Annotated in this window: 23 protein-coding genes; 14 read left to right on the top strand and 9 right to left on the bottom strand. The window is 61.2% G+C overall.

Annotation, left to right across the window (positions count from 1 at the left end):
- Window positions 1–20 precede the first annotated feature (20 nt).
- The 5 genes from SM765_RS09245 to acs all read right to left on the bottom strand — a co-directional run bounded on the left by SM765_RS09245 (window position 21) and on the right by acs (window position 6908).
- Window positions 21–1844 (bottom strand): DUF294 nucleotidyltransferase-like domain-containing protein, encoded by a 1824-nt coding sequence (locus tag SM765_RS09245; protein ID WP_274837196.1) that lies wholly within the window; start codon window positions 1842–1844, stop codon window positions 21–23.
- A gap of 128 nt (window positions 1845–1972) precedes the next feature.
- Window positions 1973–3754, bottom strand: a complete 1782-nt coding sequence (locus SM765_RS09240; RefSeq protein WP_274837195.1) for a sodium:solute symporter family protein — start codon at window positions 3752–3754, stop codon at window positions 1973–1975.
- Between the two features lie 2 nt (window positions 3755–3756).
- A complete protein-coding gene (locus SM765_RS09235) occupies window positions 3757–4041 on the bottom strand; it encodes a DUF4212 domain-containing protein (RefSeq protein ID WP_274837194.1) in 285 nt (94 codons plus the stop codon).
- A gap of 217 nt (window positions 4042–4258) precedes the next feature.
- Window positions 4259–4942, bottom strand: coding sequence for an adenylate kinase (locus tag SM765_RS09230; RefSeq protein ID WP_368981492.1), 684 nt, complete (start codon window positions 4940–4942; stop codon window positions 4259–4261).
- Window positions 4943–4946: 4 nt separating this feature from the next.
- Window positions 4947–6908 carry an acetate--CoA ligase gene (gene acs, locus SM765_RS09225; protein WP_065270511.1) on the bottom strand — a complete coding sequence of 654 codons (1962 nt, stop codon included), beginning with the start codon at window positions 6906–6908 and terminating at the stop codon, window positions 4947–4949.
- Between the two features lie 500 nt (window positions 6909–7408).
- Between acs and SM765_RS09220 the strand changes: the two genes are divergently transcribed.
- From SM765_RS09220 to SM765_RS09205, 4 genes are all read left to right on the top strand, one after another.
- Window positions 7409–8425 (top strand): C4-dicarboxylate TRAP transporter substrate-binding protein, encoded by a 1017-nt coding sequence (locus SM765_RS09220; protein WP_065270510.1) that lies wholly within the window; start codon window positions 7409–7411, stop codon window positions 8423–8425.
- Window positions 8426–8506: 81 nt separating this feature from the next.
- Entirely contained in the window at window positions 8507–9178 is a 672-nt protein-coding gene (locus SM765_RS09215; protein WP_274833432.1) for a TRAP transporter small permease subunit, read from the top strand.
- Between the two features lie 9 nt (window positions 9179–9187).
- Window positions 9188–10588: a TRAP transporter large permease gene (locus SM765_RS09210; RefSeq protein ID WP_065270508.1), complete on the top strand. Its 1401-nt coding sequence runs from the start codon at window positions 9188–9190 to the stop codon at window positions 10586–10588.
- A gap of 412 nt (window positions 10589–11000) precedes the next feature.
- Entirely contained in the window at window positions 11001–12494 is a 1494-nt protein-coding gene (locus SM765_RS09205) for a globin-coupled sensor protein (RefSeq protein WP_274835913.1), read from the top strand.
- Between the two features lie 127 nt (window positions 12495–12621).
- Here SM765_RS09205 and SM765_RS09200 read toward each other — a convergent pair whose 3' ends face one another.
- The 4 genes from SM765_RS09200 to SM765_RS09185 form a co-directional block, all read right to left on the bottom strand.
- The gene (locus SM765_RS09200) at window positions 12622–13923 is read right to left on the bottom strand and encodes an MFS transporter (protein WP_274838990.1); all 1302 of its coding nucleotides are present in this window, start codon (window positions 13921–13923) and stop codon (window positions 12622–12624) included.
- 74 nt (window positions 13924–13997) lie between these two features.
- On the bottom strand, window positions 13998–15143 hold the full coding sequence (locus SM765_RS09195; protein WP_274837192.1) for an ABC transporter permease: 1146 nt from the start codon (window positions 15141–15143) through the stop codon (window positions 13998–14000).
- Window positions 15140–16078, bottom strand: coding sequence for an ABC transporter ATP-binding protein (locus SM765_RS09190; RefSeq protein ID WP_274837191.1), 939 nt, complete (start codon window positions 16076–16078; stop codon window positions 15140–15142). Before SM765_RS09190 ends, SM765_RS09195 begins: the two co-directional genes overlap by 4 nt.
- Window positions 16075–17034 carry an HlyD family secretion protein gene (locus SM765_RS09185; protein WP_274837190.1) on the bottom strand — a complete coding sequence of 320 codons (960 nt, stop codon included), beginning with the start codon at window positions 17032–17034 and terminating at the stop codon, window positions 16075–16077. Before SM765_RS09185 ends, SM765_RS09190 begins: the two co-directional genes overlap by 4 nt.
- Window positions 17035–17252: 218 nt before the next feature.
- Between SM765_RS09185 and SM765_RS09180 the strand changes: the two genes are divergently transcribed.
- The 10 genes from SM765_RS09180 to SM765_RS09135 are packed head-to-tail and all read left to right on the top strand — an operon-like array spanning window position 17253 to window position 24630.
- Complete coding sequence (locus tag SM765_RS09180) at window positions 17253–18128, top strand: universal stress protein (protein WP_274837189.1); 876 nt, start codon at window positions 17253–17255, stop codon at window positions 18126–18128.
- A 1-nt stretch (window position 18129) separates the two neighbouring features.
- Window positions 18130–19584 carry a F0F1 ATP synthase subunit beta gene (gene atpD / locus SM765_RS09175; protein WP_274835909.1) on the top strand — a complete coding sequence of 485 codons (1455 nt, stop codon included), beginning with the start codon at window positions 18130–18132 and terminating at the stop codon, window positions 19582–19584.
- Window positions 19581–20039 (top strand): F0F1 ATP synthase subunit epsilon, encoded by a 459-nt coding sequence (locus SM765_RS09170; protein WP_274835908.1) that lies wholly within the window; start codon window positions 19581–19583, stop codon window positions 20037–20039. The genes atpD and SM765_RS09170 overlap by 4 nt, the downstream gene beginning before the upstream one ends.
- Window positions 20036–20323, top strand: a complete 288-nt coding sequence (locus SM765_RS09165; protein ID WP_065270499.1) for an AtpZ/AtpI family protein — start codon at window positions 20036–20038, stop codon at window positions 20321–20323. The genes SM765_RS09170 and SM765_RS09165 overlap by 4 nt, the downstream gene beginning before the upstream one ends.
- On the top strand, window positions 20320–20607 hold the full coding sequence (locus tag SM765_RS09160; protein ID WP_274835907.1) for an ATP synthase subunit I: 288 nt from the start codon (window positions 20320–20322) through the stop codon (window positions 20605–20607). The genes SM765_RS09165 and SM765_RS09160 overlap by 4 nt, the downstream gene beginning before the upstream one ends.
- Window positions 20607–21275 carry a F0F1 ATP synthase subunit A gene (gene atpB, locus SM765_RS09155; RefSeq protein ID WP_274833442.1) on the top strand — a complete coding sequence of 223 codons (669 nt, stop codon included), beginning with the start codon at window positions 20607–20609 and terminating at the stop codon, window positions 21273–21275. Before SM765_RS09160 ends, atpB begins: the two co-directional genes overlap by 1 nt.
- Window positions 21276–21288: 13 nt before the next feature.
- The gene (locus SM765_RS09150) at window positions 21289–21534 is read left to right on the top strand and encodes a F0F1 ATP synthase subunit C (protein ID WP_065270496.1); all 246 of its coding nucleotides are present in this window, start codon (window positions 21289–21291) and stop codon (window positions 21532–21534) included.
- A gap of 2 nt (window positions 21535–21536) precedes the next feature.
- Entirely contained in the window at window positions 21537–22271 is a 735-nt protein-coding gene (locus SM765_RS09145; protein WP_274837188.1) for a F0F1 ATP synthase subunit delta, read from the top strand.
- Window positions 22272–22274: 3 nt separating this feature from the next.
- Window positions 22275–23819: a F0F1 ATP synthase subunit alpha gene (locus SM765_RS09140; RefSeq protein WP_274837187.1), complete on the top strand. Its 1545-nt coding sequence runs from the start codon at window positions 22275–22277 to the stop codon at window positions 23817–23819.
- Complete coding sequence (locus tag SM765_RS09135; RefSeq protein ID WP_274837186.1) at window positions 23812–24630, top strand: F0F1 ATP synthase subunit gamma; 819 nt, start codon at window positions 23812–23814, stop codon at window positions 24628–24630. The genes SM765_RS09140 and SM765_RS09135 overlap by 8 nt, the downstream gene beginning before the upstream one ends.
- Window positions 24631–24641: the final 11 nt, after the last annotated feature.

Raw genomic sequence — 24641 nt, 5'->3', positions numbered from 1 at the left:
TTCCTCCCTCGTTGCTGGCCTCAGCCCAGCATCCCCTTGCCGTGTCCCAGCGCCGATTGCATGGTCTTTACCACGACAAAGGCATCGCGCAGGTGACTTCGCTCAAAATCCGACAGATCGGAGGGCGCCAGGAAGTTGTCGGGCGCTGTACCGCTGCGAATCTGGTCTGCCTGATGGGTCAGCCGGGTTTCGGCAATCAGATCATAGGCATCCAGCAAATCCCGCGCGCCGGAAGGGCTAAGCGCCGAGGTCAGCGCCGCCGCCTCCAACCGGGCGCGGGTGTTGACCGGGGTGAGCCGCGCCTGCAAGGCATAGATCCGCCCCAGATCGACCACCGGCACCACGCCGTTGTGTTTCAGATCCAGCGTATTGCGATGCTCACCCGAGCGGATAGTGGCAATCCCGCGCAAGAGACCAAGCGGCGGCGTGTGTTTCAGCGAATTCGAAATCATATGGGCGGTAAAGATGGAGTTGGCACTGGCCGCCTGTAGCACTTCCTCTTGCAGTCCGTTGAACAGATCACGGTTGCCGCCGATGGGCCGCAGGTCAAACATCACCGAAGCCAGCATCTGCGCCATGGGATCGGGGGTCTTGATCCAGCCGTCAAAATACTGCCGCCATATGCGCAAGGGCTGACGCCAGCGCGGGGTGGTCGCCATCATGTCGCCGGGGCAATAGACATAGCCGCAGGTATTGAGCCCGTCGCAGACAAATTGCGCCAGCGCCTCGAAATAGGGGGCGTCATCCTCTTGCATGGCATCATCGATCATCAGGCAGTTGTCCTGATCCGAAACCCCCGTCTGTTCCTGCCGCCCCTGCGACCCGCAGGCCAGCCACAGGTAAGGCACGGGCGGCGGGCCAAGGCGCTCTTCGGCCAGTTTCAGCAGGCGCCGGGTGGCGGCATCGGCGATATCGGTGATCAGGCGGGTGACCACCTCGTGCCGGTTGCCGCCAGCCACCAGTTGCAGCAGCAGGGCCGGAATGCGGTCGGTGACCCTGGCCATGGCAGCGGCATCCGGAGCGCTGGCGATTTCGGCAATCATCTCGGCCGAGCTCATCGCCTGAAGGCGCGTCAGGTCGGTCTGGGTGACGATCCCCGACAGCTTGCCCGCATCCACCACGGGAACATGGCCGATCCGATGCTCCATCATCGCGTGCAGCACATCGGATGCAATGGCTGAGGAAGGTAGCGTCAGTGGACCGCGCGTCATGATCCGCGCAACGGGGGTGGAGATGGGCAGGCCCTCTGCCAGAACCTTTTCGGTCAGGTCGCGGTTGGTGAGAATGCCTTCCAGCGTGTCTCCATCGGTCACGCAGACCGAAGAGATATGATGCTCCCGCATCAGTTGCGCGGCGCTTTGACAGGTGAGGCCGCTGGAGCAGGTGATCGGCTGCGTGGCCATGAAATCCGCAACTCGGCGGGTGGCTAGGCTGCTTTGCGCAGGTCCGCCCGGGCGGCGGCGGTCGAAAAAGCGCGCGACCTTGGGTTCGGCCTGCATCAGCGCATCGAAATCGGCGCGCGGCAGGAGCAAAAGCGCGCTCTCGGTGCTGGCAGAGGCGGTGGTAGCAGCGATGCCGTCCCGGGTGAGACCACGCTCGCCAAAGGAATTGCGTGGCCCAAGGATGGAGACGGCCATACCATTCTCGTCAAAGACTTCCACCTCGCCGTGATGCACGAGGTAGAGACCCTGCATTGGCGCACCAAGGGCATAGATCTCTTCGCCCGCATTGGCGTGGATCACCTCGAACTTCGGCGCAAGCTGCGCAAGGCGCGCGGCATCTAGGCTGTCATAGGGGTGCACCGTCTTCAGGAACTGGATCAGACCGTCTGGGGAAAGGGGCATGTCAAAAGCCTGTTGGGTAAGCCGGGATAAAAGTCATCCTGCCCGAGTGTGCCCGGACAGGATGGTGAGGAAAAGAGGGCGGGCCAGAATACCGAGGGAGGCGGCCCGCCCGGGGAGGAAACCCTCGATCAGTGGTCCTGGGCAGCACCTGCACCGCGCGGGATGCGGACGCTTTCCACCAGCTCTTCGATCTCGGCCGGGATGGCGTCGGTCGATTTGGACACGAAATAGGCCACCGCAAAGTTCACCATCGCGCCAACCGCACCAAAGGAGGTGGATTTGATGGTGCCCAGCAGCGGATCTGCATCCGAGAAGCTGTTGGTGCCGGGGATGAAGAACCAGCCCTTGTGCAGGAAGATGTAGACCAGTGTTACCACCAGACCTGCGATCATGCCTGCAACCGCGCCCTTGTTGTTCACCTTGGTGAAGATGCCCATCATCAGCGCCGGGAAGATCGAGGCCGCCGCCAGACCAAAGGCCAGCGCCACGGTCTGCGCTGCAAAGCCCGGAGGGTTGAGGCCCAGATAGGTGGCCACCGCGATGGCAACCGCCATGGCAACACGGGCCGAAAGAAGCTCGCCTTTTTCCGAGATGTTCGGATTGATCGAGCCCTTGATCAGGTCGTGCGACACCGCCGAAGAGATCGCCAGCAGCAGACCCGCCGCAGTAGATAGCGCCGCCGCCAGACCGCCTGCAGCCACCAGACCGATCACCCAAGAGGGCAGGTTGGCGATTTCAGGGTTGGCCAGCACTAGGATATCCCGGTTGAACTTGGTCAGCTCATTACCCTGCCAGCCGTTCTCCTCGGCTTTGGCCTGCATCTCGGCGTTCTTGTCGTTGTAATACTGGATCTTGCCGTCGCCGTTCTTGTCTTCCCAGTCCAGCAGGCCGGTTTTCTGCCAGGTGGCCATCCAGTCATAGCGGGCGTCATTCTCGATCTGCTCGACCGAGACCGCTTCGCTGTTTGTGCCATTGGGCCACATCATGTCGGTGATGTTGAGACGCGCCATGGCGCCAACAGCCGGGGCAGTCAGATACAGCAGCGCGATGAAGACCAGCGCCCAGCCTGCGGACCAGCGTGCATCGGACACCTTGGGAACGGTGAAGAAGCGCATGATCACGTGCGGCAGACCGGCGGTGCCGATCATCAGCGACAGGGTGAACAGCACCATGTTCAGCGTATCGGCGTGGTGGGCGGTATATTCATTGAAACCCAGCTCGCGCACGATGGCGTCGAGTTTCGCCAGAAGAGGCTCCCCCGAGGCAACGTGATCGCCAAAGAGACCCAACGCCGGGATCGGGTTGCCGGTCAGTTGCAGCGAGATGAAGATGGCCGGAATTGTATAGGCCATGATCAGCACGACATATTGCGCGACCTGCGTATAGGTCACGCCCTTCATGCCGCCGAAGACCGCATAGGCGAAGACCACACAGGCACCGATCAAGAGACCGGCGGTGTTGGAGACCTCAAGGAAGCGACCAAAGGCGACGCCCACGCCAGTCATCTGACCGATCACGTAGGTGGTGGAGGCGACGATCAGGCAAATCACCGCCACGATACGCGCGGTGGGGCTATAGAAGCGATCGCCGATGAATTCCGACACGGTGAACTTGCCGAACTTGCGCAGGTAAGGCGCCAGCAGCAGCGCCAGCAGCACGTAGCCACCGGTCCAGCCCATCAGGAAGGAGGAGTTGTCATAGCCGGTAAAGGCGATGAGACCCGCCATCGAGATGAAGGAGGCTGCCGACATCCAGTCCGCTGCCGTGGCCATGCCGTTGGTGACGGGGTGCACACCCCGGCCTGCCGCGTAGAATTCCGAAGTGGAGCCCGCACGGGCCCAGATCGCGATGCCGATATAGAGCGCAAAGGACGCGCCCACGAACAGCAGGTTGATGGTAAACTGATCCATGATCATTCCTCCTCGACGCCGAATTCACGGTCGAGACGGTTCATCCGCCAGGCGTAGAAAAAGATCAGGCCCAGGAAGACCAGGATCGATCCCTGCTGGGCAAACCAGAAGCCCAGGTCGGTGCCGCCGACGGCGATGCCCGAGAGCATCGGGCGCAGCAGAATGCCGAAACCGAATGAAACGACAGCCCAGATCACCAGGCTGATGAGAATGATGCGCACATTGGCCTGCCAATAGCCCTTGTCGGCCTCGGCTGCCCTTGCGGCATTGGTTGTGTGGTCCGCCATGGCGGCTCCTCCTTGCTACGGGTTCTGCCTGCCTTACGCCGGGCGCTGGGCAAGCCTTCTCTGTTTGCCTGCGTTGCCCACGTTGAAACGGGCAGCCATCAGGCATTAGTCCTTTGGTCGCCAAAGCGGGCTTTGGCGGGTCCATCGGGTATTTCAGGGTTTGGGATGGCCCCCCGGCGGCCGCAGAGCCGACCGGGGATCCGGGTCTTGGCCGGGCCTAGGGCGCGGCGGTCTCTACAATCTTTGCCAACCCTTCGGCGACCGCATCGATCTGGCCCATGGCGTCGATCTTCTGCAGCACGCCCTTGCCGTCGTAATAGGCGATCAGCGGGGCTGTCTGTTCGTGATAGGCCGCAAGACGGCTTGCCACGGTTTCGGCGTTGTCATCGGCGCGGCGCTTCATCTCGGTGCCGCCGCATTTGTCGCAGGTGCCAGCCACTTTCGGCTGTTTGAAGGTGTCGTGATAGCCTTCGCCGCAGCCGCCGCAGGTGTAGCGCCCGGCGACGCGGGTCACCATGGCATCGTCGTCGACCTCAAGGCTGATGGCGGCGTTGATCTTCTGACCGGTTTCGGACAGCAGCGCATCCAGCGCCTCGGCCTGAACGGCGGTGCGGGGGAAACCATCCAGAATCACGCCCTTGGCGCAGTCGGGTTCGCCCAGACGGTCGCGCAGGATGGCGATCACGATCTCATCAGAGACCAGACCACCGGATTCCATCACGGATTTCGCGGCTTTGCCGGCCTCGGTGCCTGTAGCCACGGCGGCGCGCAGCAGATCACCGGTCGACAGCTGCACCAGACCAAAGCTGTCTTCCAGCATGCGGGCCTGTGTGCCCTTCCCGGCGCCCGGAGGGCCGAGAAGGATCAGAACGGCAGGGCGGGTCATCACATTCGTCGACATGCGGTTACCCCTTGTTCGCGCGGTTGGCGATCAGATCGTCCACCACCGACGGATCGGCGAGGGTCGAGGTATCGCCCAGCGAGGCAAAGTCGTTTTCGGCGATCTTGCGCAGGATGCGGCGCATGATCTTGCCCGAGCGGGTTTTCGGCAGGCCGGGTGCCCATTGGATCACGTCCGGGCTGGCAATCGGGCCGATCTCGGTCCGAACCCATGTGCGCAACTCCTTAAGCAGCTCGTCCGAAGGCTCGCGGTCGTTCATCAGGGTGACATAGCAATAGATACCCTGTCCCTTGATCTCATGCGGGTAGCCCACCACGGCGGCCTCGGCCACTGCGGCATGCGCCACCAGCGCACTTTCGACCTCGGCGGTGCCCATTCGGTGACCGGAGACGTTGATCACATCATCGACACGACCGGTGATCCAGTAATCGCCATCTGCGTCGCGGCGGCAGCCGTCACCGGTGAAGTAATAGCCTTTGTAGTCGGCGAAATAGGTCTTCTCGAACCGTTCGTGATCGCCCCAGACGGTGCGCATCTGGCCGGGCCAGCTGTCCTTGATGCACAGGACACCTTCGACACCGTTGCCTTCGATCTCTTCGCCGGATTGAGGGTCCAGAACTACCGGTTTGACGCCAAAGAAGGGCTTCATCGCCGCGCCGGGTTTCAGCGCATGGGCGCCGGGCAGGGGGGTCATCAGGTGGCCGCCAGTCTCGGTCTGCCACCAGGTGTCGACGATGGGGCATTTGCCCTTGCCAACGACATCATTGTACCAGTTCCAGGCTTCCGGGTTGATCGGCTCACCCACTGTGCCCAGCAGGCGCAGCGAGGAGAGATCGCATTTCTCGACCCATTCGTTGCCCTGACCCATCAGCGCGCGCAGAGCGGTGGGAGCGGTGTAGAACTGGTTGACCTTGTGCTTTTCGCAGACCTGCCAGAAGCGGCTGGCGTCGGGGTAGGTCGGCACGCCTTCGAACATCAGCGTGGTGGCGCCATTGGCCAGCGGACCATAGACGATATAGCTGTGGCCGGTGACCCAGCCCACATCGGCGGTACACCAGTAGATGTCACCATCGTGGTAATCAAAGGTAATCTCATGCGTCATCGCCGCATAGACCAGATAGCCGCCGGTGGTGTGCACCACGCCCTTGGGCTGACCGGTCGAGCCGGAGGTGTAGAGGATGAACAGCGGATCTTCGGCGTTCATCTCGGCGGGCTTGCAGTAGTCGTTCGCCTCGATCGCCATCTCGTTGTAATCATAATCGCGCCCGTCGATCCAGGTGGTCTGGCCGCCGGTGCGTTTCACCACGAGGCATTTCACCGTGTCCTTGCAATGCAGCAGCGCCGCATCGGCATTGGATTTCAGCGGCGTCTTGCGGCCACCACGGGGGGCTTCGTCGGCGGTGATGACAACCTTGGCGTCCGACCCGTTGATCCGTGCCGCCAGCGCATCGGGGCTGAAGCCGGCAAAGACGATGGAGTGGATGGCGCCGATCCGGGCGCAGGCCAGCATGGCATAGGCGGCCTCGGGGATCATCGGCATATAGATCACGACCCGGTCGCCTTTGCGCACACCCATGGTTTCCAGGATGTTGGCCATCCGGCAGGTGCGGCGGTGCAGTTCCTTGTAGGTGATGTGCTGAGCGGCCTCGTTGGGATCGTCCGGCTCGAAAATGATGGCGGTCTGGTCGCCGCGGGTCTCCAGATGGCGGTCGATGCAGTTGGCCGCCACGTTGAGCGTGCCATCGGCATACCAGTTGATCGACACGTTGCCGAAGTTGTAGTTCACATCCTTCACCGAGGTGAAAGGCTTGATCCAGTCGATCCGTTTGCCCTGTTCACTCCAGAACCCTTCGGGATCTGCGATAGAGGCCGCATACATCTCTTCGTATTTGGCGGCGTCCACATGGGCGCGCGCAACAACGTCGTCCGACGGCGGATACACTTTGCCTTCAGGCTGCGTGGTCATCTGGTGTCCTCCCTGACTTCCCTTCAGTTTGTCACCGGACAGCCACGGGGGCCGGGTGTCAAACCGTTTCCTTCCTCGACGGCCATAATAGGGAAAGTTGAAAATTTGTGAATAAGGGGCCGGAAAGTAACGATTTGTTTGTGAATGAATTTCCTGTGTGCCTTGCGCTTGTAAATTTTCAGGGCAAAAACCGTGCAAAACCCAATTTTTACGGGTGATTGGGAGTCAACGATACCGGCACTCTGCCTGGGCGGGTATGGGGCTTTTGTGCAAGATTTCCGAAGGGAGGGGGTGTTGCTGTCGGTACGGACATGCGGCAAATCGCGCGCGGATCCGCACGCCGTACCTTTTGCCGGGTTCTGAGGTGGGCTCACGGAGCTGTCAGCAAAACGTCCGGGCCGGGGCTTGGCAGTGCGCCGCCTTACAGGTAGCTTACTGCGCAAGCGTTCCAAAGGACAATGTCCACGACTGCAAGGAACGCAGAATGGGAGAGATACAACATGAATAAACTTCTGACTGCCGCCGTGGCGGCTGCCGCGGGATTTGCAATTGCCGGTGAGGCCGCTGCGACCGAATGGAACGTGTCGGTCTGGGGCAAACGCCGCGCCTTTACTGAGCATGTCGAGAAACTGGCCGAACTGGTCAGCGAAAAGACCGATGGCGCCTTTACCATGAACGTCAGCTATGGCGGCCTGTCGAAACCGCGTGAGAACCTGGACGGGATCTCCATCGGTGCCTTCGAAATGGCACAGTTCTGCGCCGGCTATCACCGCGACAAGAACCCGTCGATCACCGTGCTGGAACTGCCGTTCCTGGGCGTGAACAACCTGGCCGAAGAAGTTGCCGTCAGCCACGCTGTCTATGCACATCCCGCCGCTGCCAAGGATCTGGCGCGCTGGAATGCCAAGCTGCTGATGACTTCGCCCATGCCCCAGTACAACCTGGTCGGCACCGGCGAGCCCCGCGACGAGCTGGCTGAATTCGACGGCATGCGTGTGCGCGCGACCGGTGGTCTGGGCAAGGCCTTCGAAGCCGTGGGCGGGGTCCCGACCTCGGTGCCCGCGACCGAAGCCTATAACGCGATGGAGTCGGGCGTTGTTGATACGGTTGCCTTTGCGCAGCACGCGCATCTGTCCTTTGGCACCATCAACAAAGCAGACTGGTGGACCGCGAACCTGAACCCCGGCACCGTGAACTGCCCGGTTGTGGTCAACACCGATGCCTACGACATGCTGAGCGATGCCGAGCGTGAGGCGCTGGACAGCTCGGTTGACGAGGCGATTGCGCATTACCTCGACAACTACGGCAAGCTGCTGACCAAATGGGACAGCGTGCTGGAAGAAAAAGGCGTTGAGAAAGTCATGATCTCGGAAGAACAGCTGGCCGCGTTCCGCGCCAAGGCTGCCGACCCGATCCGTGAACAGTGGATCAAGGACATGACCGCTCAGGGCATTCCGGGCCAGGAACTCTATGACCTGGTGATGAAAACTCTGGAAGACACACGCGCGGGCAACTAAATCCCGCGTTGCAGGAGCAGGCCGGGACCACTCTCCCGGCCTGTTTTTGTTTCCGTTCTCTTGAAATGAAAGGTGGGGGCCATGGCGGGAAACGCCGCGGTATTGGAAGACGACAGTCTTGTCAGTCGTCTTGACAGACGTTTGTTGCAGGTCGAACAGGTGCTGGCGCTGATCAGCGGTCTGGCGGTCTTTTCTCTTATGGTGCTGGCAGTGGTTTCTGTGGGCGGGCGGAATGCCTTTAACGCCCCGCTGCCGGGGTATGTCGACTGGATCGAACAGGCGATGCCGCTGATCGCCTTCATGGGCATTGCCTATGTGCAGCGCGAAGGTGGTCATATCCGTATGGATATCGTGATTGGTGCCCTGCGCGGCCGGGCCCTGTGGCTGTTCGAACTGTTCTCGGTGCTGTTGATCCTTGCGTTGATGATCTGCCTCGTCTGGGGCAGCTGGGCGCATTTTGCGCGTTCGTTCGATTTCGCCGCGCCCCTGTGGAGCCGTGACAGCTCGATCGACATCGGTATTCCGCTCTGGCCGGCCAAATTGCTGGCGCCGGTGGCCTTCTCGGTTCTGTGCTTGCGTCTTGTGCTGCAGGTTTGGGCCTATGGTCGGGCGCTGGTTCTGGGGCTGGACGCTCCGGCAGCTGTGCCGCTGATTCAGGATGCTGCCGCGCAAGCCGCCCATGAGGCAGAGATGCTGACCGGCCATGACGACGCGCCCGGCGACAGCGCCGACAGCCGAAACTCTCAAGGATAGGAAAAGCACATGGAACCGATTGAAATCGGCCTGTGGGTCACGGGTTTTCTGTTGATCCTGGTCGTCACCGGCATGCGCGTTGCCTTTGCCGCAGCTCTGGCCGGTCTGGTGGGGCTGACATGGATCTTCTGGGCCAAGTTCGGCTATGATCCCTCCCGCTTTACAAAGGCGCTGACCATTGCCGTCAAAACCGCCGGGCAGGTGCCGCATTCCAAGGTCTCAAGCCAGGCATTGTCGCTGATCCCGACCTTCATCCTGATCGGCTATCTGGCCTATTACGCAGGTCTGACCAAGGCGCTGTTTGAGGCAGCCAAACGCTGGATCGCTTGGTTGCCGGGCGGACTTGCGGTTTCGACCGTTTTTGCGACCGCCGGCTTCGCCGCCGTGTCTGGCGCCTCTGTTGCGACCTCGGCGGTGTTCGCACGGATCGCGATCCCGGAAATGCTGGCCATCGGATATAACAAGCAGTTCGCGGCTGGCGTTGTGGCAGCAGGGGGCACGCTGGCCTCGCTGATCCCGCCCTCGGCGATCTTGGTGATCTACGCCATCATCGTTGAACAGGACGTGGGCAAGCTGTTGCTCGCGGGCTTTATCCCCGGCGCCTTCTCCGCAGTGATCTACGGGCTGCTGATCGTCGGCATCGCGATGATCTTCAAAACCGTCGGCCCACCGGTCAAAGGCTTCACCTGGAAGCAGCGGTTTGCGGCCCTGCCGGGCGCGCTGCCGATCATGTTCGTGGTCGTGATCATCATCTTCTTTGTCTACAATCCCTTTGGCGAAGCCTGGGGCACCCCGACAGAAGGGGGCGCACTCGGCGCCTTTGTGGTCTTCCTGATGGCGCTGTGGCGCGGCATGAAATGGGCCGAGCTCAAGTCGGCGCTGCTGGAAACCGCGAAACTGGCGGTGATGATCTTCTCGATCATCTGGGGCGTTCTGATCTACGTGCGCTTCCTCGGTTTTGCCGATCTGCCGGGCGCGTTTTCGGACTGGATCACCTCGCTTGAGATGTCGCCGATGCTGATCCTGATCTGCATCCTGTTGGCCTATGCGGTGCTGGGGATGTTCATGGACGCCATCGGGATGCTGCTGCTGACCTTGCCGGTTGTCTACCCTGCGGTGATGGCGCTGAACGGCGGCGAAGCCGTGTCGGCTGCGGATAGTGCATTCGGCATGAACGGCACCATGTGTGCGATCTGGTTCGGCATTCTGGTGGTGAAGATGGCTGAGTTCTGCCTGATTACACCGCCAATCGGTCTCAACTGCTTTGTTGTGGCCGGGGTACGGGATGACCTGACGGTGCAGGACGTGTTCAAGGGCGTGACACCCTTCTTCATCGCCGATGCCATCACCATCGCGCTGTTGGTCGCCTTCCCGGGGATTGTGCTCTACCTGCCATCGCTGGCTGGATAAACGCAAACCGCAGCACAAAGAAAGCATGCCGTCCCTCATTCTGTGAGGGGCGGTTTTTTGTTTGAAAGCCGGAAAATGGGTAGCGGGTATGCCTTGGGGTACTGGCTTTTCCTGATTCGAAACGCCGGTGCGATCGTTAAATGTACGATAAATGAAACTGCGGTCGCAATGCGATCACTTTGCTGCCTGCTCATTTTTTGAGCGTTATCCGTTTGAAAAGTAAGTAGACATCCCAATCCACATGCGAAAGCGCGCTTGATTACGCCTTTTGGATGTTACAGCCACGCATCTGCACTTTTGATCGGAGAAACACAATTGTCTAAATCTTAAATATTGAAGGCGCTAATTCCGCAAATTCATCGTGAAAAATTGTATCACGATGAGATCTTGTAAATTGTAGTGAGGACAAACAATGGTGCGTGACACTCAGGATACCCTTGCAAAGTTTGCTTTGACGGGGAACGACCACGAACAATTGGTTCGGGCTGGCAAGATGGTCATGCCGATCCTTGATGATGCCCTCGAACATTTTTATTCGTTCGCGGTCGCAGATCCCGAGATCGCGCAATTCTTTCCGGACGACAGCGTGATGGCCCACGCCCGGTCCGCGCAAAAAAAGCACTGGCAGCGGCTTCTGTCCGGTACCTTTGACGAGGCCTACTTCGCCTCAGCCGAACGTGTCGGCACGGTGCATTTCAAGATCCAGTTGCCCTTTTCGATGTACCTCTCCGGCTATTCGCGGGCCAATGCATATATCCAGCAGCGCTTGCTGGAACGCTCTGGGGCGCTTTTGGGTAAATTCGCCAAGCGCAAACATGGAGAAATCCTTGGCACATTGACCCGTGCCTTTGCCTTTGACACCTATCAGGTGATTGAGGCCTATTTCGCGGCGCAGAAGGCAGAACAGGACACGGCGTTTAAGTATCTGAGTGACGGAATTAGGCGGATGTCGGAACGGGATCTGTCGCAGAGCATCCCCGGCCCCGATGAAAGCGATTACCCCGCACGCTACGATCAGGTGCGCCAGTCGTTCAACGAGTTGATGGGCTCTATGCGGGATATCATCGTTACCATTCAGGATTCGACCGGCAATCTGAACCGCGTGGCCAGCGAGGTGAGCCAGTCTGCTGGGGATCTGTCCCGCCGGACCGAAACCCAGGCGGCGACGCTGGAAGAAACCGCCGCGGCGGTGGAAGAGATCAACAACAGCATGCGTTCCTCAACAGAATCGACGTCAAAGACTGAAGAGGTGGTTCTCGTCACCCGGAACAACGCTGCAACAGGAAATGAGGTCGCCGAACAGGCGGTCCTGAAAATGCGCGAGATTTCGGAGTCATCGGTGCAGATTTCCCAGATCATCAGCGTCATCGACGACATCGCCTTCCAGACCAACCTGCTGGCGCTGAATGCCGGGGTCGAGGCGGCCCGTGCAGGCGATGCCGGTCGTGGCTTTGCCGTGGTAGCCTCCGAGGTGCGGGGCCTGGCCCAACGTGCCGCCAATTCCGCAAAGGAGATCAAAAGCCTCGTGACATCTAGCACGCAGCATGTCGATGCAGGCGTCGCGATGGTGGATCAGGCGGGGGCCGCGCTTACCAGTATCGTTCAGGAGATTGAGACGGTTTCGGGGCTGACGGCAGATATCGTCAACTCGGCGCGGGCTCAATCGACTGGTCTGTCTGAGATTTCGGTTGGCGTCTCGCAGCTTGATACCGTGACGCAGCAGAATGCGGCCATGGTCGAGGAAACGGCTGCCGCCATCATGTCCCTGCAGCAGGACACGCAGGTTCTTTCGGAACTGGTCGGAACCTTCCGGGTGTCAGGGAACGCACCAGTGCCTATCGGAGTCACCAGGGCGGGCCTGTCGGAGGCTCCGTTGGAGTTGCTGCCGCGCGCCGTCGGGTACTGAGGCTCATGCCCGGCCTGTAGACCGTGGGGGGCGGAGAACAGCCCGAAAGGGGGCGCCCGATAACCCAAAGCGACGCGTGATCGGCGCGAACTCTGCGGACAAGCCTCGCAGGTTGACGGCGCTTACCTCAGCGCAACGCGGCACGGCTGCGGTCTGGGACGAAGGCCAGGCATAACACTGCGAGTGCGCAGGCCAGCATCATGTAAAGCCCGGGGGCGGTTGCGATCCCGGTGCTGGCGATCAAGCTGGTTGCGATCATTGGCGTGAGGCCGCCGAACACGCCGACCCCCAGGTTGAACGCAACCGAATATCCAGACAGGCGATCCTCTTCGGGGAACATCTCTACGAACAACGCCGGGCCAGAGCCAAGCGGAACCGAAAGCAGGGCGAAGGCAAGCAGATGGAACAGCACGACCGGCAGCATCGCGCCACCAGATTGCAGCATCCAAAGGTGCATTGGCCAGCTCAAGAGACCCAGCCCCAACAGTGCCACGGCGATCCACGTGCGCCGGGCGAGGAACCTGTCCCCGACGATGGCGCCAAGCGGCATCAGGGGGATGACCAGAATCGTCATGGCGGTGTTGATGGTCAAGGCTGTGCTGCGCTCCACCAGGTTCTGACCTGACAGCCATTCCGGCAGGTAGACGAAGGTGATGTAAAAGCACGTCCCATAGCTGGCAGCAAAACCCAGCGCGAGGAGGGTTTCTTTCAGGTTGGTGGTGAAGGCCTGCAAAAGGGGAGAGGTTTCCTCGCGTGCGGCGTCATGTTGGCCGAAACGTTCGGACCCATGCAGGTTGCGCCGCATCAGGATGGCGGTAACGCCAAGCAATGCTCCGCCCAGAAACGGAAGGCGCCAGGCGCCGTCCTGCATGGTTTGCGCATCAAACAGGGTAGTGACCAGCGCGGCCGCGCCGACACCCAGGAGCGATCCAGTCATGGAGCCGATATTCGCCCAGCTGCCGGTCAGACCGCGCCGTCCCGTCGGTGCGGTTTCAACCAGATAGGTCGCAGAGGAGGAAAACTCGCCTCCGACAGAAATGCCCTGCAGGATCCGCACCAGAACCAGCAGCACCGGTGCCAGAACGCCGACCTGCGCATAGGTTGGCAGCAGTCCCAGCAACAGGGTCGGTAGCGCCATCATAGCTACCGAGATCTGCATGGTGCGTGCGCGCCCATAGCGATCTCCGAACCAGCCAAAGACCGCCGCCCCGAGTGGCCGCATCAGAAAACCGGCCGCGAAGATACCGTAGGTGGCGATCAGGCCTGCGGTCGGGTCTTGGGATGGAAAGAACACCGGCGCGATAATGCCCGCCAGGTAGCCATAAAGCGCAAAGTCGTACCATTCTACGACATTGCCGATAAAGCCCGCCATAATGCGGTGCCTGAGTTCGGGGTCTTGAATTGCGCCGGTCTGTTGCTGCACGATCATCGGCCTTGATCCGCTCCTTTGGCGTGTTTCGACATCGCCCTTCTCTGCGGTGTCATGTTTCCAAGCATCTGCATTCAATCAAGCCTTTTCCTGAACCGCAGCGATGCAATGGTCATTCCCAGCACCGCAAAGCCGATCAACCAGGCAGCGTCGGGCAGAACGTCGGCCAATCCGGCATCGCGTAGAAAGACGCCGCGGATGATCCGCAGAAAATGCGTGACCGGCAGCAGATCGGCCAGGCGCTGCGCGCCTTCCGGCATGCCCTCGTAGGGAAACATGAACCCCGACAAAAGGATCGAGGGCAGCAGCACGAAAATCGTCATTTGCATCGCCTGCAGCTGGTTCTTGGCAATCGTGGAGATGACCAGCCCAAGCGACAGACTCGCGATGATGAAAAGCAGGGTCACCACCAGCAAGGTCCAGACCGACGCGGTGGTGGTGACCGAAAACAAGGCCCATCCAAGCCCGAGGATGATGGTAACCTGTATCAGGCCGATCCCGACAAAGGGCACGATCTTCCCGATCATCAGCTCCAGCGGACGGATGGGGGTCGCGATGAGCATCTCCATATTGCCCCGTTCGGATTCGCGTACGATTGCCGCGGCGGTGAACATGATCATCGTCATCGTCAGGATGATCCCGACCAGACCGGGCACGATATTGACCACGGTTCGTTGCTCGGGGTTGTAAAACAAGGCGACTTCAAAGGTGGGGGTGGGACGGGTCGATGGTTGGCGCAGCAGCGCCTCAAGCGGCATGGTGCGCAGGGACCGGATCGCGCCGGCCACCAGCGTGTCCGACCCATCCGCGATCCATTGGGCGACGGGGCGCGCGGTGGTGTCCGTTGCGCCCTGGGAAAACCGTGCGCCCACCGCCGGATTGCGGACAAGGCGCTGGCTGACGTCCTTCGGAATGATGAAGGCCGCTCGGACGTCGGCCCGCATGATCGCGCCTTCGGCCTCGGCCACCGTGGCGAACCGGCTTTCAAAGCGGACCACCTGCGTGGCCTCTACCATCTGCACCAGCGCGCGGCTGACGTCCGTATTGCTTTGATCGACGATGGCGGCGGGGATGTGGCGCACCTCCGTGTTGATCGCATAGCCGAACAGGACCAGCTGGATCAGCGGGATCATCACAATCATGCCAAAGGTCAGCCGGTCCCGACGCAGTTGCAGTAACTCCTTGCGGATGATGGCGAGGATATGTCGGTAGGAGATCACGCCGCCCTCTCCGCGGCTCTTTCCCCTGTGGCCAGCACGAACACGTCCTCAAGGTTGGGGCGCGTGGGCTGCGTTTGGACCTCTGCAAACTCCGCAACGGCCGCCGCCACCGTCGCTTGCGGATCATTGGTTTCCGGGGCGACAAGCACACGCAGCCGCGATCCGACCTGCGCCACCGACAAAATACCTGTGGTGGTCGAAAGATGGCGGCGGACGGGCCTCAGGTCCGGACCCGAGACTTCGATGACGCGCCCCTGCACGCGCGCCATCAGATCACGTGGCGCACCTTCTGCCCGTTTTCGCCCCTGATCCAGGATCGCGATCTGGTGGCAGCGTTCGGCTTCATCCATCAGGTGGGTGGAAACGATGATCGTGGTTCCGCCCTCGACCAGATCAAACAGCTGTTCCCAGAAACTGCGCCGTGTTTCCGGATCGACCGCGGCAGTGGGCTCATCCAGAAACAACAACTCGGGCCGATGCAGAACCGTCGCGGCCAGCGCAAGACGCTGGCGCTGCCCCCCGCTCATCTCACCGGCAAATTTATCGGCCTGCGCGGCCAGATCGTAGGTATCCAGCAGCTCTTTGATCCGGGCGCGTTTTCGGCGGCCGCCGAAATCGTGGATATCGGCGATGAAGCCGAGGTTCTCCAGAACGGTCAGGTCGCGGTAATGCGTGAAGCCCTGCGTCATATATCCGATATGGCGTTTGAGCGGTTCTGCATTGCCCGGAAGCCGCGTACCCAGAACCAGAGCCTCACCGGCGGTGGGTTTCAGCAAACCAAGCAGCATGCGCATGGCGGTGGTCTTTCCCGATCCGTTTGGGCCCAGCAGGCCGTAGACTGTACCTTTGGTGATCTTCAAATCAACCTTGTCGACCGCCGTCTTGGTCCCGAACATGCGGGTCAGCCCATGGGTTTCCACGACAACTCCGCTCATGGCAGATAGGCCGTCACGGGCAATCCGACCGGAAGATCACCGGCCTGCGGTGGCATGTCCACTTCGGCCATATAGACAAGGCGGCTGCGCTGTTCCTTGTTCAAGGCGTAATAGGGCGTGAAGGCAGGCTCGGACTTAATCCAGCGAACGGTGCCGGAAAAGCGGCCCTCGATCCCATCGACCTCAACCAGTACTTCTGCGCCGATCTTGAGGCCTGCCCGGGCGGGTTCCGGAACATAGATCCGGGCAAAGGGTCGATCATCCGTTAACAGGATTGCCACCGGGCTGCCCATCGGCACGCGCTCTCCAAGGCTCCAGGGCAGGTTGTCGAGAATGCCATCACGGGATGCGACGATTGTGAGGTTCTGCAGCCGGATCCGCTCGGCAGCGACCTGCGCATCGGCTGCTCTCAGCTTGGCCTCGGCAATGCGAATGTCCTCTTCGCGCGCGCCGGTTTCGATTTCCAGCAAGGCCTGTTCGGCGCTTTGCAGTTCCGCCAGGGCGGCATTGCGCCGCGCGATGTCCTGATCAAGGCTGGCCTGCGTGATCGTCCCGCGTTTCAGCAACTGGCTGTTGCGCTCGACCGTACTCTGCGCCTCGTGATAGACGGCCCGGGTTCCATCGACCCGGGATTGTGCAATCGCGATTTCTTCCTCGCGCGCGCCGGTTTGCAGCCGCTCCAGATCGGCCTGCGCCTGCGCCCGGTTTGCCAGCGTCACATCAAGGTTGGCTTGCGCCAGCCTGTCATCAAGTTGGACTAGAACCGTCCCCGCCGTCACGCTCTGACCTTCGGCGACGGGCAATTCGGTTATGATCTCGTTGGCGGTCGCGGTGAGAGCAACGCGTTCGCGCGCAAGCACGCCCAGCGCCACATGCGTATCGGGTCCCTGACAAGACGGAATTAGAAAAGGCAGGGCGAAGAGCGCCCGTGTCGCCTGCACCATGAAACTCATCATTGCGATGCCGGTCTCCCCGTCATGACAGCCTCAGCCAGTCTGCACATGTTTTGAACGTCAGGTACATAGGCGCGACCATAGGAACGGCGGCAGCTGCGATCCCTGATTTATGTCAAAGCGTAGGCGCAGGACCGCTTTATCGTCGGTCGGGAATTGGAGGCGATCCCAGTTTTTTGGTGGTCTCTTGGGATAAGGCTGCGTCGGTAAAGGGACAAAACATGGCAATGCGGAATATCGTGATGCCGATTGCACCGGGGCGCTATGACCCGTCAAGCCTGCGCCGGGCCATCACCCTGGCCAAGCGTCTGCCCTGCCATCTGGACGTGGTCTTTCTGCTTCCGGACCCGAAAGAGACATTCATCTATACGGGCATTGAGCCGACCGAACAGGGCGGTCCTTTGTCCGACATCCGAGACTGCATGGAAGATCACGGGCGCAGCGCGGCCGAGGCGTCGCGCCGGATGTTTGCCAAGCTACGTAAGGAGGCCGGGTTGGAGCTGCGGCAAAAACCGTCGCTCGCGTCGACTGCCAGCGGCGCATGGCACCGGATCAAGGGGGAGCCGCAGGAGATGATCACCCCCCTGGCCAGACGCGCAGATGCGACGATCTTTACGCCTGAGACCGCTAGATACACTCTGATGGCGGATAATGTTCTGGAGGCTGCCTTGTTGCGGTCAGGGCGCCCGGTGCTCTATCTGCCGGGGGAAGACGGCCAGCAGGTAGATATATCCCGCGTCATGATTGCCTGGGATGGCAGCAGCGCCTGCGTACGGGCGATCTCGGCCTGGCTCGCCAGTGGTTTGCCGTTGCAGGAGGTTTTTCTCGTGCACGTGGCGGACCCGCATGAGGACCAGCCGAACAGCGACAATATCCGCGACCATCTTGCCTGGCACGGTGTTCCCTGCACGGTCGAGACCCGCCGCAAGGGCGCCGAGCCCGTCGGTGCCGTGCTGGCAGAAGCCGCAGTCGATCTGCACTGCGGGCTGATCGTCATGGGTGGATATGGTCATTTCCGCAGCTGGGAGGCGATTTTCGGAGGCGTCACGCGCTATATGATACACCATGCCCAACGTTCTCTGTTTATGATGCATTGAGATGAGCGAGACCGTAGCAGATATCCAGACACCCTCGCCAAGCGACAGCACAGGCGCGCATGGAGCCGTCTCCCGCATTGACGGCTCCGTCATTGAGGTGCGCTTTGCAGAGGGCGATTTGCCAGAGATCAATAGCGCGCTTGAGGTACAGTGGGACCGCCCGAGCAAACTGCTGCTGGAGGTACAACAACACGCCGACCCGACCCATGTGCGCTGCGTTGCCATTCATGAAACGGCGGGGCTGGCTTGCGGAATGCCTGTTCTGGCGACCGGCAGCCCGATCACTGTGCCAGTTGGAGAGCAGGTGTTGGGCCGTATGATCAACGTGGTCGGAGAGACGATCGACAAGGGGCCGGGCCTGCCCGAAAGCACGCCACGCCGCGGCATTCACCGGCGCGCGCCGCTATTGTCGGTACAGAATGCAGGCACCGAGGTTTTTTCGAGCGGGATCAAGCTGATCGACCTTCTTGCTCCGCTTGCACGCGGCGGAAAGGCCGCCATGTTCGGTGGTGCCGGGGTCGGCAAGACCGTTCTGATTATGGAACTGATCCGCTCCATCGCTGACCGTTACAAGGGGCAATCGGTCTTTGCTGGGGTCGGTGAGCGGTCCCGCGAGGGACATGAGCTGTGGCTCGACCTCAAACGCTCCGGCGTGATCGACAGAACGGTTCTGGTCTTTGGTCAGATGAATGAGCCACCCGGTGCGCGCTGGCGCGTGGCGCTCTCTGCCCTTACCGTTGCCGAGTATTTCCGAGATGAAATGGCGCAGGACGTCTTGTTCCTGATCGACAATGTTTTTCGATTTGTTCAGGCCGGTTCAGAGGTCTCGGGTCTGCTGGGGCGTTTGCCGTCGCGCGTGGGCTATCAGCCAACGCTGGCGACGGAAATCGCAGAGCTGGAGGAACGGATTGCCTCGGTCCGCAGCGCAGCGGTTACCTCGATCCAGGCGGTCTATGTCCCGGCAGATGATTTCACCGATCCGGCGGTCGCGGAAACCTTCACCCATCTCGACAGTGCCATCGTGCTCAGCCGGGACATGGCCAGCGAAGGTCTGTATCCCGCGATTGATCCGCTCGCCTCAAGCTCATCGCTCCACGATCCCCTTATTATCGGTCAGCGCCACTATGATACGGCCGAGCGGGTGCGGCGCCTGATCGAGCAGTACAGGGAACTGCAGGAGATCATCTCGCTGCTCGGGATCGACGAGCTGAGCGCGACGGACCGGCAGGCCGTCGGGCGCGCGCGGCGTCTGATCCGGTTCATGACGCAGCCGTTTGTCGTGACCTCACAATTTACCGGACGGGCCGGGGTCTCGGTCAGTCTTGAAGACACGCTGACCGGATGCGAGTCCATTCTGGACGGTGAGACCGACGATTGGGACGAAAGCGCGCTTTATATGGTGGGCACGCTGGAAGACGCCCGGGCGGCGCAAGCCAAGTTGCGGCAGAGCACATGAAACTTGTCGTCGCCACCCCTACGGAGATTGTCGAGGAGGTCGATGACATCGTCTCGGTCCGTGCAAGCGACGATACCGGCGCCTTTGGCATCCAGCCCGGACATGCGGATTTCCTGACGGTCCTGCCAATTTCGGTTGTCAGCTGGCGGACCAAGACGCGTTCCGGAGTGGTTGTCATCCGGGGCGGCATCCTCACGGTGCAGGGCGGGAGCAGGATCGACATCGCCGCCCGCGGCGCCTGGCGCGAGGATCAGCTTTCCGATCTCGGGTCCAGCGCGATTGCGGAATTGCAGCGCGAGGACAGCGACGAAGATGTGACGCGCAAATCCGAACACCGCCTGCATCTGGCCACGATGCGCCAGCTCGAACGGTTGCTGCGGGGCGCGCGCAAGGAGACGACCACGCCACGACTGGACGCCGGGGCCAGCCCGGGGGCAGGGGAGGCGCGATCATGAGCGATCCGGACAACAACGAACGCGATGAAATGCTGAAGGTCATCCGCACAACCCAGGACCGGCGCCAGAAATGGCAGGAGGAGGGCGAACGTCCCCTGTGGAAGAACCTTTCGATGATCGGCGCGCTGGGCTGGCTCATCGTCGCGCCAACGCTGCTCGGCGTTTTTTTGGGCCGGTGGCTTGATAGCAAGCTGGGCACCGGTGTTACCTTCAGCGGCGCCCTGACATTTGCGGGCGCCTGTTTCGGCTTTTTCCTTGCATGGCACAGGATGAATGAGAAATGACATTATACCTTTTGTTGAGCCAATTCGTGAACCTGCTTCCCTGGCTGCTTGCGGGCCTCGTCCTGGGGGCTGTCTATTTTGTCCTTTTGGGGCGGACGGTTGCGGCAATCGAAGCTGATGCGGGATGGCGCCGCGCGGCGGTGTTCGTTGGCCTGCGGCTGGTGCTGGCAACCGGGGCATTCGCATTGGCGGCCATGCAGGGCACGGCGCCGCTGGTCCTGACGCTGCTGGGGTTCATCGCGGCGCGCATGATCGCCATCCGGCGGGTCAAAGGACAGGGCTGATGGACACGAGCCCGCTGCTGCCCGATATCCTGTTTCACATCGGCCCGGTGCCGATCAGCCGCGCCGTGGTGACGACCTGGGCGTTGATGCTGGCCATGGCAGCGTTCCTGCGCATCGCCTTGCGTAAACCCGCCCATGATGCCGGCCCTGTTCAGGCGGCGCTCGAAGTTGTGCTGCTCGCCATCGTGAAACAGCTGCGCGAGATCCTCGGGCGTGATCCCTGGCCCTTCCTGCCGCTGCTTGGGTCACTATTTCTGTTCCTCTGCCTTGCCAATCTTGCGGCTGTGCTGCCCGGTGCCACACCGCCCACCGGACATATTGAGACGCCCGCCGCGCTGGCGCTGATCGTCTTCCTGTCGGTGCATTTCTACGGTCTGAAGATTCGCGGCACGGGGCCATATCTGCGGCACTATCTGGAGCCGAGCCCGCTTCTCCTGCCGCTGAATATCCTGTCGGAGCTGACGCGGACCTTTTCGCTGATGATCCGCCTGTTCGGCAACATGATGAGCCACGAGTTCGTCCTGGCCATCGTGGTGTTTCTGACCGGCCTACTGGTTCCGGTCCCGTTTCTGCTGCTCGGGATCCTGATCGGGATAATCCAGGCCTACATCTTCACCGTTCTCGCCGCCGTCTACATCGCTGCCGCTGTCGGCGCGGTCGAGACATAAGGAAAGGGAAATCATGGACTATATCGAACATGTCAGCGTCATCGGAGCGGCAGTCGCCGTGTCATTCGGTGCGATCATGCCCGCCTATAGCGAGGGGCGTGCCATCGCGGCGGCGATGGAGGCAATTTCCAGGCAACCAGAGGCCGCCGCGACATTATCGCGGACGCTGTTTGTCGGCCTCGCCATGATCGAAACCATGGCGATCTACTGTCTCGTCATCGCGCTGCTGCTTCTTTACGCCAATCCGTTTGTGGGCTGAGAATGCAGATCGACTGGTGGACACTGGGACTTCAGACGGTCAATTTCCTGATTGTCATCTGGCTTCTCAGCCGGTTCCTTTACCGTCCGATACGCAGGATCATCGAAGAGCGTGAAGCGGCGGACAAGGCCGCAAGCGATGCGGCCAAGGACAAACTGGAAGAAGCGCAGGCCGTCCGGCGCACCTATGAGGACAAGACTGCGCAGCTTGCCGCAGAGCGGCAGGAACGGGAAGCCGACTTTCACAAATCCCTGGAGGCCGAAAAGGATAAACGCCTTGAGGCGGCGCGCAAAGAGGCAGCGCAGCTGCTGACGGATGCGCGTGCAAAAATCGAAGAGGACAAACATCAGGCGCTGCAATCGCTCAAACAGCAGATTGAGGCGCTTGCGACAGATCTGGCGCGGGTGGCGCTTCGTGGTCCCTGTAGGCTTCCGGAAACGCTTGCGCAGGTTCAGGCCCATCTTGACGGTCTGGCACAGGGCGATCTCGACACGCTCAAGGTCGACCTGCAGGCCAAGAATGCTGCAATGACCGTGATGACGGCTCATAATCTCTCGGATGAGGAGAAGGCAGCCTGGAATGCCTGCCTGTCCAAGTATTTCGGGGCGGACGTAGCTGTGGTTTTTACTGAAAAGGCCGAGATCCTTGGCGGGGCGGAATTGCATTTCCCACATGCCGCCCTGCGGTTTTCCGTGGCCGACCGGCTGAAACGCGCCGCGCAGGCGCTGGAGGTCTGAGCCATGGTTCTGGAAACCCCGCTTTCTGATTGGATATCCGGCGCCCGCGACCGGCTGGAGCAGACCCGTCTTGCGCCTGAGCTGGAGCAGGTCGGACGCGTAGAGCAGATCGGGGACGGTGTCGCGCATGTTTCGGGATTGGGGCAGACGCGTCTTGATGAGCTTTTGCGTTTTGAGGATGGCAGCATGGGAATGGCGATGACCATCGCCGAAGACAGCCTGGGTTGCGTGCTGCTGTCGCCCTACGAGGAAATCACCGCAGGCAGCCGGGTCTTCAATACCGGGACTATCGCGCGGGTTCCGGTTGGCGATGGGCTGCTGGGGCGTATCATATCACCGCTTGGAGAACCTCTGGATGGTGGGCCGCCGGTTGTCGCGGCGCGGTATGATCCGATCGAAAAACCTGCGCCCGGCATCGTTGATCGTGATCTTGTCACCGAACCCTTGCTGACTGGCCTGACCGTGGTCGACGCGATGATCCCCCTTGGGCGGGGGCAGCGTCAGCTCATCATCGGGGACCGGAAGACGGGTAAGACCTCGATCGCGGTCGATACGATCATCAATCAGCGCGACACCGATGTCGTCTGCATCTACGCCTCCATTGGGCAGAAAAGCTCGACCGTGTCGCGCGTGGTCGAATCCATCCGCGCGCATGGGGCAATTGATCGCTGCATCTTCGTTGTGGGGGCCGCTGATGCTGCGCCCGGGGCGCAGTGGATCACCCCCTTTGCGGCCTGTAGCATCGCCGAATATTTTCGCGACCGGGGCCAGCATGCGCTGCTGGTGATGGACGACCTGACCAAACATGCGATGGTCTACCGACAATTGTCGCTTCTGCTGCGCAAGCCCCCGGGGCGCGAGGCCTATCCCGGCGATGTCTTCTACCTGCATTCGCGTTTGCTGGAACGGGCTGCGAAACTGGCGCCCGATCTTGGTGGCGGCTCGCTGACGGCCCTGCCGATTGCGGAGACGCAGGCCGAGAACCTGACCGCCTATATTCCCACCAACCTGATCTCGATCACCGATGGACAGATCATCGTGGGGCAGAAACTGTTCTATGAGGGGCAAAAGCCCGCGGTGAACGTCGGGTTGAGTGTCAGCCGCGTCGGCGGCGCCACGCAGGCCAAGGCAATCAAGTCTCTCGCCCAATCGCTGAAGCTGGACTACGCGCAATACCTTGAGCTGGAAATCTTCACCCGTTTTGGTGCGATGGTGGATGACAAGACCGCCAGAACCATCGCTCATGGCCGTCGGTTAAGGGCGATCCTCGCGCAGCCCGAGTACCAGCCCTTGCCGCTTTCGCTGCAGGTTGCCCTGCTGCTGGCCATATCCGACGGCATGCTGGATGAGATGCCGCCGCCGGATATTCCCAAGTTTCGGGAGATGCTGGCGCAGCGCCTGCCAAGCCAGCGCCCCAATGTGGTGGCCGAAATAGACAAAACGCATGCGCTTTCTGATGAGGCGCGCGATGCGCTGCGCGAGTTCGCGCGGTCCTGCGCGGATGAGTTCAACCGCATCCACGGCGCTGAGGGCGTGTCAGGTGGTTGAACTTGCCCGCATAGAGGCCCGGCTCGAAAGCCTTGGGCAGCTTGGCGTTCTGGTCACGGCGATGCGGTCCATGGCGGCTGTGCGGGCACGCGAAGCTCAGGAGGCGCTGATCGGCACACAGGCTTTCTGTGCCACGGTGGACCGCGCGATCGCGAGCCTCAGCCAATTGCCCGGGCGCAAGACACCAGACGAGACTGGCGCGCCTGTCTTGCTGGTGATCACCTCGGAAAACGGATTCGTGGGCGGCTTCAACACGCGCATCATGGAGCATGTGCAAGAGATCCGCATGCCAGAAGAGAGGCTTGTGCTGATCGGGCGGCGCGGTCAGATCCTTGCGGGCGAGATGCACATGCAGCCGGAGATCGCGCTGCCGATGACCTCGCGGGTGAGCGGTGTGACGCAACTTGCGCGGCGGGCGACCAACCGGTTGATAGGGGCGACATACGCGCGGGTGGTCTTTGCCCAGCATGAGAAAAGCGGCACCTACGCGGTCGTGAATCGCTCTGTCCTGCCGCTCGCGGCAGATCCCCCGCAGAATGCCGCTGCTGCGCCGCCGTTGCACCATTTGCCCACGCCAGAGTTGCTGGACCGGCTCGCGGGGGAATATCTCTTTGCCGAGATCGCCCATGCATTGATGGAAAGCCTTGCCTGTGAAAACAATGTGCGGCTGCTGACCATGGATGCGGCGACGCGCAATATCGACACCCGTTTCGACAAGTTGCGCAGAGAGGAACGGCAGGCCCTGCAGGAGCAGACGACATCGGACATGCTCGATGTCATCGTTGGCTCCGAGGCGGTCGAAGGCAAATAACGCCCACAGGG

The organism is Pseudophaeobacter sp. 1A09344 (assembly GCF_041008745.1).
In the GTDB taxonomy this organism is placed as follows: Bacteria; Pseudomonadota; Alphaproteobacteria; order Rhodobacterales; family Rhodobacteraceae; genus Phycobacter; species Phycobacter gallaeciensis_A.
The sequence above is the reverse complement of the archived record's forward strand: the minus strand, read 5'-3'. Positions and strand labels throughout refer to the sequence as shown.